This window comes from Vibrio sp. D173a, assembly GCF_030248475.1.
This window is the reverse complement of sequence record NZ_JAHGAH010001352.1, coordinates 1-714: the sequence shown is the minus strand read 5'-3', so window position 1 is coordinate 714 and position 714 is coordinate 1. Positions and strand designations below refer to the sequence as shown.

The 714-nt window shown below is 41.9% G+C and carries 1 protein-coding gene; it reads right to left on the bottom strand.

Annotated elements, in window-relative coordinates; genetic code table 11:
- A partial coding sequence (locus tag KIV40_RS33310) for a 4Fe-4S binding protein (RefSeq protein WP_285353675.1) occupies window positions 1-398 on the bottom strand: 398 nt, incomplete at its 3' end.
- Between the last annotated feature and the right edge of the window lie 316 nt (window positions 399-714).

Sequence of the window (714 nt, the reverse complement as noted above, 5' to 3'; positions counted from 1 at the left end):
ATGTACATAAAGGTCCACACGGTCTGGGGACACAGATAACCACACCAAACACGGCCTAAAAAGGTGGTAATAAAGAACAGGCCGAAGGCTGCAATCATAAACAAGATCGCTAACAGGGTCAGATCTTGAGGGTAGAGGGTGGTACCAAAGAAGTTGAACTGTTGGTTACCAATATCCAGCAAAATCGCCTGTCTTTCACCAAATGGAATCCATGGGATCAGGGCGAACAGTAGCAATAAGAACCAGCCGCCATAGCGACGCAGTTGTTGAAATTTCCCTTTGCTTTCACGCACGTAGATGCGGTTATTGGGGTTAAATCGATCTCCATTACCTTTATGTGTCTTGGGATTAAAGGTTTTAGGAGTCACATCTTTGATATCGATTTTATCCTGACTCATGGACTATCCTTTTGATGGTATAGGTGCCTTTTCTTAGTGTGGGCACTTTATGACATTGCTTTAAGTAACTCTGCGGGAGAATCTTGATACCGTAGCTTTGGTATATCACTGGACCCTATACACGCTACTCTTATTTTAGAAGATTCTTATGGGAGGCGATTATAGCGACAATACTGTTCTCATTTCTTTAACGCTATCAACCTTTAGCAACAAAACTCATAACAGTTGTGACGAAAAAATAGCGAACAGAAACAAAAAAGCGACCGAATGGTCGCCTTTAAAATCGTTGAGCAAGATGTGAGTCTGATTAGATGAT